Source organism: Kitasatospora sp. NPDC057512 (assembly GCF_042802135.1).
GTDB lineage: Bacteria > Actinomycetota > Actinomycetes > Streptomycetales > Streptomycetaceae > Kitasatospora.
Genome location: NZ_JBHVET010000565.1, coordinates 1 through 5,871, shown reverse-complemented (window position 1 = coordinate 5,871; position 5,871 = coordinate 1). Strand labels below are relative to the sequence as shown.

The following is a 5,871-nucleotide window of genomic DNA, read 5'->3' as shown; positions in this document are numbered from 1 at the left end:
GCAGGCCTCGCAGAGCTGCTCGACCAGGCTGCCCTGCCCGACCCGGCGGTGGCCGACCACCGCCCCGCCCTGGTGCCCGTACCGCGCACCGAGCGGATGCCGCTGTCGCCCGCCCAGCGCGGGCTCTGGTTCCTGCACCGCCTCGAAGGCCCCAGCCCCACCTACAACATCCCGCTGGCGCTCACCCTCACCGGCCCGCTCGACCGGCGCGCCCTCACTCTCGCCCTCGGCGACCTCGTCGCCCGGCACGAAGTCCTGCGCACCGTCTACGGGGAGGAGCCGGACGGCACGCCGTACCAGCGGATCCTCCCCGAGTTCCGGCCCGAACTCCACGAGAGCACCGGAGAGCTGACCGACGAAGTCCGGTACGCCTTCGACCTGACCGCCGAACCGCCGCTGCGCGCAAGCCTGTTCACCGAAGGCCCCGAGCGGCACACCCTGCTCCTGCTGCTCCACCACATCGCGAGCGACGGCGCCTCCACCACCCCGCTGCTGCGCGACCTGGCCGCCGCCTACAGCGCCAGGACCGCCGGACGGGATCCGGAACTGCCGGAGCTCGCCGTCCAGTTCGCCGACCACGCGGCCTGGCAGCGGGAGCGGCTCGGCACCGCCGACGCGCCCAGCCCGCTCGCCGTCCGGCAGGTGGAGCACTGGCGCGCCGCGCTCGCCGGACTGCCCGACCAGCTGGAGCTTCCGCTCGACCGCCCCCGTCCGGCCGTGGCCGGCCACCAGGGGGCCACCGTGCCCTTCGCGCTCGGCGCCGAGGCGCACACCGCCCTGGCCGGGCTCGCCCGGGCCGCCGACAGCACCGTCTTCATGGCCGTCCAGGCCGGGCTCGCCGCCCTGCTCACCCGGCACGGCGCCGGCACCGACATCCCGATCGGCACCCCGGTGGCCGGCCGGGAGGACGAGGAGACCGCCGCACTGGTCGGCTACTTCGTCAACTCGGTGGTGCTGCGCACCGACACGTCCGGCGACCCGACCTTCCGCGAGCTGCTGGCCCGGGTCCGCGGCACCGTACTCGCCGCGCACGAGCACGCCGAACTGCCCTTCGACCGCCTGGTCGAGGAGCTCAACCCGGCCCGCTCGCTCGCCCGCCACCCGCTGTTCCAGGTGATGCTCGCCTGGCAGAGCCGCCCGGACGAGCGGACCGCCCTGGGCGGCGGCCTCGCCGCCGACATCGCCGCGATCCCCAGCGGCACCGCCAAGTTCGACCTCACGCTCAACGCCGGGGAACTGTCCGGCGGCGGCATCGGCGGCTTCCTGGAGTACCGCACCGACCTCTTCGACGCCGCCACCGTGGCCGCCCTCGGGGAGCGCCTGACCCGGCTGCTCACCGCCGCCGCGAGCGCTCCCGACACCCCGATCGGCCTGCTGCCGCTGATCGGCGAGGAGGAGCGGCTGCGCGCCCTGGTCGAGTGGAACGGCCCGGCGGTGGACACGGCGTCGGACGCCACCCTGCCGGAGCTCTTCGAGGCGGCCGCCGCCGCCAACCCGACCGCCTCCGCCGTCAGTTACCAGGACGAGCAGCTCGACTACACCGAACTCGCCGCCCGCTCCGACCGGCTGGCCCGGCTGCTGGCCGCCGAGGGCATCGGCCCCGGCACCATCGTCGCGCTCGCCCTGCCGCGCTCGCTCGAACTCGTCGTCGCCCTGCTGGCGGTGGCCAAGTCCGGCGCCGCCTACCTGCCGCTCGACCCCGACTACCCGGCCGACCGGCTCGCCTACATGCTGGCCGACGCCGCCCCGGCCGCCCTGCTCACGGACCGCGCCACCGCACCCCGGCTGCCCGCCCACGAGGTGCGGCAACTCCTGGTCGACGGGCCGGAGTCCGACGCCTTCCCGGCCGTCCCGCTCGCCCAGCACGAGCGCACCCGCCCGCTGCGCGCCGAGGACACCGCGTACGTCATCTACACCTCCGGCTCCACCGGCCGGCCCAAGGGCGTGCCGGTCACCCACCGCAACGTGGTCCGGCTGTTCGGCGCCACCGACCACTGGTTCGGCTTCGGCGCCGAGGACGTGTGGACGCTGTTCCACTCCTACGCCTTCGACTTCTCGGTCTGGGAGCTGTGGGGCGCCCTGCTGCACGGCGGCCGACTGGTCGTCGTCCCGCATCTGGTCAGCCGCGACCCGGCGGCCTTCCTGGACCTGCTCGCCCGCGAGCGGGTCACCGTGCTCAACCAGACGCCGTCCGCCTTCTACCAGCTCAGCGCCGCCGACCGGGACCGCCCCGGCAGCGAACTCGCCCTGCGCTACGTGGTGTTCGGGGGCGAGGCGCTCGAACTCGCCCGGCTGGACGACTGGTACGACCGGCACGCCGAGGACGCGCCCACTCTGGTCAACATGTACGGCATCACCGAGACCACCGTGCACGTCTCGTACATCGCCCTGGACCGGGCGAGCGCCGCCGCCGGGAGCAGCAGCACCATCGGCGTCAACATCCCCGACCTGCGGGTCTACGTCCTCGACCGGCACCTCCAGCCCGTCCCGCCCGGCGTCACCGGCGAGATGTACGTGGCCGGGGCGGGCCTGGCCCGCGGCTACCTCGGCCGCCCCGAGCTGACCGCCACCCGCTTCGTCGCCGACCCGTACGCCGCGCTGTTCGGCGAGCACGGCACCCGGATGTACCGCTCCGGGGACCTCGCCCGGCGTCGCGCCGACGGCGTCCTGGAGTACTTCGGCCGCGCCGACCAGCAGGTCAAGCTGCGCGGCTTCCGGATCGAACTCGGCGAGATCGAGGCCGTGCTGGCCGCCCACCCGGCCGTCGCCGACGCCGCCGTGGTGGTGCGGGAGGACGTACCGGGGGACAAGCGGCTGGTCGGCTACGCGGTCACGTCGGTCGGCACCGACGCGCCGCTCGGCAGCGCCACCCCGGACGAGCTGCGCGCCCACGCCGCCGCCGAACTGCCCGCCCACATGGTGCCCTCCGCCGTCGTCCTGCTCGACCGCCTGCCGCTGACCGCCAACGGCAAGCTCGACCGCCGCGCCCTGCCCGCGCCCGAGGCTCCCGCCGCGGGCGCCGGCCGCCCGCCGCGCACCCCGCGCGAGCAGCAGCTGTGCGAACTGTTCGCCGAGGTGCTGGGCGTGGCCGCGGTCGGCGTCGAGGACGACTTCTTCGCGCTCGGCGGGCACTCGCTGCTGGTCGTGCGCCTCGCCGGGCGGATCCGCGAGGTGCTCGGACTGGAGGTCGGCATCGGCGCGCTGTTCCAGGCGTCCACCGTGGCCGCCCTGGACGCCGCCCTCGCGGCGGGCGCGCCCGGCGCCGACGCCCTGGACGTGCTGCTGCCGCTGCGGCCCGTCGCCCCCGGCCGGCAGCGCCCGCTGTTCGCCGTCCACCCGGCCGGCGGCCTCAGCTGGTGCTACACCGGCCTGATCCGCAACCTGCCCGGCGAGGTGCCGATCTACGGCCTCCAGGCCCAGGGCGTCGGCGCCGCCACCGCCGAACTCCCGCTGCCGGAAACGCTGGAGGAGCTGGCCGCGCACTACGCCGACCGGCTGCGCGAGGTCCAGCCCGAGGGCCCGTACCGGCTGCTCGGCTGGTCCACCGGCGGGATCATCGCGCACGCGGTGGCCGTCCGGCTCCAGGAGCTGGGCCAGGAGGTCGAGTTGCTCGCCGTCCTGGACGCCTACCCGGCCGAGGGCTTCCGCGAGCTGCCCGTCCCCGACCAGGCCGAGGCGCTGGAGGCGCTGCTCACCATGGGCGGCTTCGGACCGGACGACCTCGACGGCCTGCCGCTCGAACTCGGCGCCGTCACCGCGCTGTTGCGTCGCGAGGGCAGCCCGCTCGCCGGGCTCGACGAGAGCACCGTGGCCGCGCTCAACCGGATCTACCTCAACACCAACCACCTGGTGCGCGGCTACGACCACCGCCGCTTCGACGGCGACGTGCTGTTCTTCCGCGCCACCGTCGACACCATCGACGACACCCTGGTGCCCGAGCTCTGGACCCCGTACGTGTCCGGCCGGATCGCCAACACCGACGTGGCCTGCTCCCACAAGGACATGACCCTGCCCGAGCCGATCGCGCACATCGCGAGCGTGATCGCCGACCACCTCAAGCAGTCCGACAAGAAGACCGACGATGGAGAAGACCACCGATGAGTGACGCCCCCGCCAACCCCTTCGACGCCGACGGCGAGTTCCTCGCGCTCGTCAACGCCGAGGGACAGCACTCCCTGTGGCCCGCCTTCGCCGCCGTCCCGGCCGGTTGGACCGTCGCCCACGGCCCCTGTGAGCGACCGGCCGCCCTGGAGTGGATCACCGCGCACTGGACCACGCTGTGACCCCTCCGGCAACCCCTCCGGCGGCCCAGGCCCCGGCGCGCCCCCTGCTCGCGGGGCGCGCCGCGGTGGTGGTCGTCTACACGGCCGCGATGTGCATGAACGGCCTGGACTCGACCATCGTCAACCCGGCGCTGTTCAGCATCGCCGAGGACTTCGGCCGCCCGGTCTCGGCGGCGAACGCCGTGGAGACCGCCTTCCTGGTCGGCCTCGCCCTCGGCCTGCCGGTGGCCGGCTGGCTCGGCGACCGGTACGGCGTCAAGCGGGTCTTCCTCGGCTCGCTCGCCGCCTTCACCCTCGCCTCCGCGCTCTGCGCGGCGGCGCCCGGCCTGGGAACGCTGTCCGCCGCCCGGGCCGTCCAGGGCGTGGCCGGCGGGCTGCTCACACCGGTCGGGATGACCCTGCTGTTCCGGGCCTTCGCCCCGCACGAGCGGGCCGGCCTGGGCCGCATCCTGATCGTCCCGACCGCGCTGATGCCCGCCCTCGGGCCGCCGCTCGGCGGCTTCCTCACCGAACACCTGTCCTGGCACTGGCTGTTCCTGGTCAACGTGCCGATCGGCGCGGCCGCCGTGCTGATCGGGCTGATCGGCCTGCGCGGCGAACCGGAGCCCCCGGCCGGCCGCTTCGACACCACCGGCTTCCTGCTCGCCACCCCCGGCCTCGGGCTGCTCACCTACGCCCTCGGCTTCGGCCCGGCGCACGGTTGGACCTCTCCGGGCGTGGCCCTCGGTGGACTGCTCGGCCTGGCCCTGCTCGGCGCCGCCGTACGGCACCAACTGTGCACCGCCGAACCCCTGGTGGACCTTCGACTGCTCGCCGACCGGACCTTCGGCACGGCGAGCTGGCTGGCCCTGCTGACCTCGGCCGGGCTGATGGGCGCCCTGTTCGTGCTGCCGCTGCTCTACCAGGCGGCGCGCGGCGCCACCGCCCTGGACGCCGGGCTGAGCGTCTTCCCGGAGGCCATCGGCCTGATGGCCGCCTCGCAGGTGGTGGACCGCCTGCTGCCCCGCCTCGGCCCGCGCCGGCTGGCCCTGCCCGGGCTGCTGCTGGCGGCGGCCGTGCTGGCCGCGCTCGGCTTCGCGGAGAACCCGTGGGCCGTACGGGCGTTGATGTTCGCCGTCGGGCTGGTGCTGGGCACCGCCGTGCTCACCGTCCAGATCGCCGGCTTCGCCGACGTCCCGCCGCCCGCGATGGGCCGCGCGATGGGCCTGTTCACCATCCTGCGCACGCTCGGCGGCGCCCTCGGCATCGCCGCCACCGCCGCGCTGATCGGCGCGTTCGGCGACGACGCGGGCGCCGGACCGTACCGGCTCGCCCTCGGGCTCACGGCGGCCCTGGTCGCCGCCGGCGCCCTCCTGGCCGCCCGCCTCCCGGCCGACGCCCCGGGCCCGCCGCCGGAGGACTGAGGCCTCGGCCGATGGTCGTCCGCCCGCCCGCCCGCCCGCGCCGTGCGGCCCGGCGGACGACCACCACACCGGGTACGGGAGCAGCGCCCCGGTACCGGATCGTCCCGCCGTCCGACCCCGACCCCGACCCCGACCCCGACAACGACGGGAGCGGGAAGCCCATCCGCGACCACCCGCGGATGGGC

The 5,871-nt window shown here is 75.5% G+C and carries 3 protein-coding genes; all 3 read left to right on the top strand.

Translation table 11 applies throughout. The annotated features are described in order from the left end of the window. Positions 1 to 4,101, top strand: a 4,101-nt coding sequence (locus tag ACFU6K_RS29140) for an amino acid adenylation domain-containing protein (RefSeq protein ID WP_380667989.1), incomplete at its 5' end; no start/stop codon positions are given. Continuing rightward, entirely contained in the window at positions 4,098 to 4,283 is a 186-nt protein-coding gene (locus tag ACFU6K_RS29135; RefSeq protein WP_049656914.1) for an MbtH family protein, read from the top strand. The genes ACFU6K_RS29140 and ACFU6K_RS29135, both read left to right, overlap by 4 nt. After that, entirely contained in the window at positions 4,280 to 5,686 is a 1,407-nt protein-coding gene (locus tag ACFU6K_RS29130) for a DHA2 family efflux MFS transporter permease subunit (protein WP_380667987.1), read from the top strand. The genes ACFU6K_RS29135 and ACFU6K_RS29130 overlap by 4 nt, the downstream gene beginning before the upstream one ends. The last annotated feature ends 185 nt before the right edge of the window (positions 5,687 to 5,871 follow it).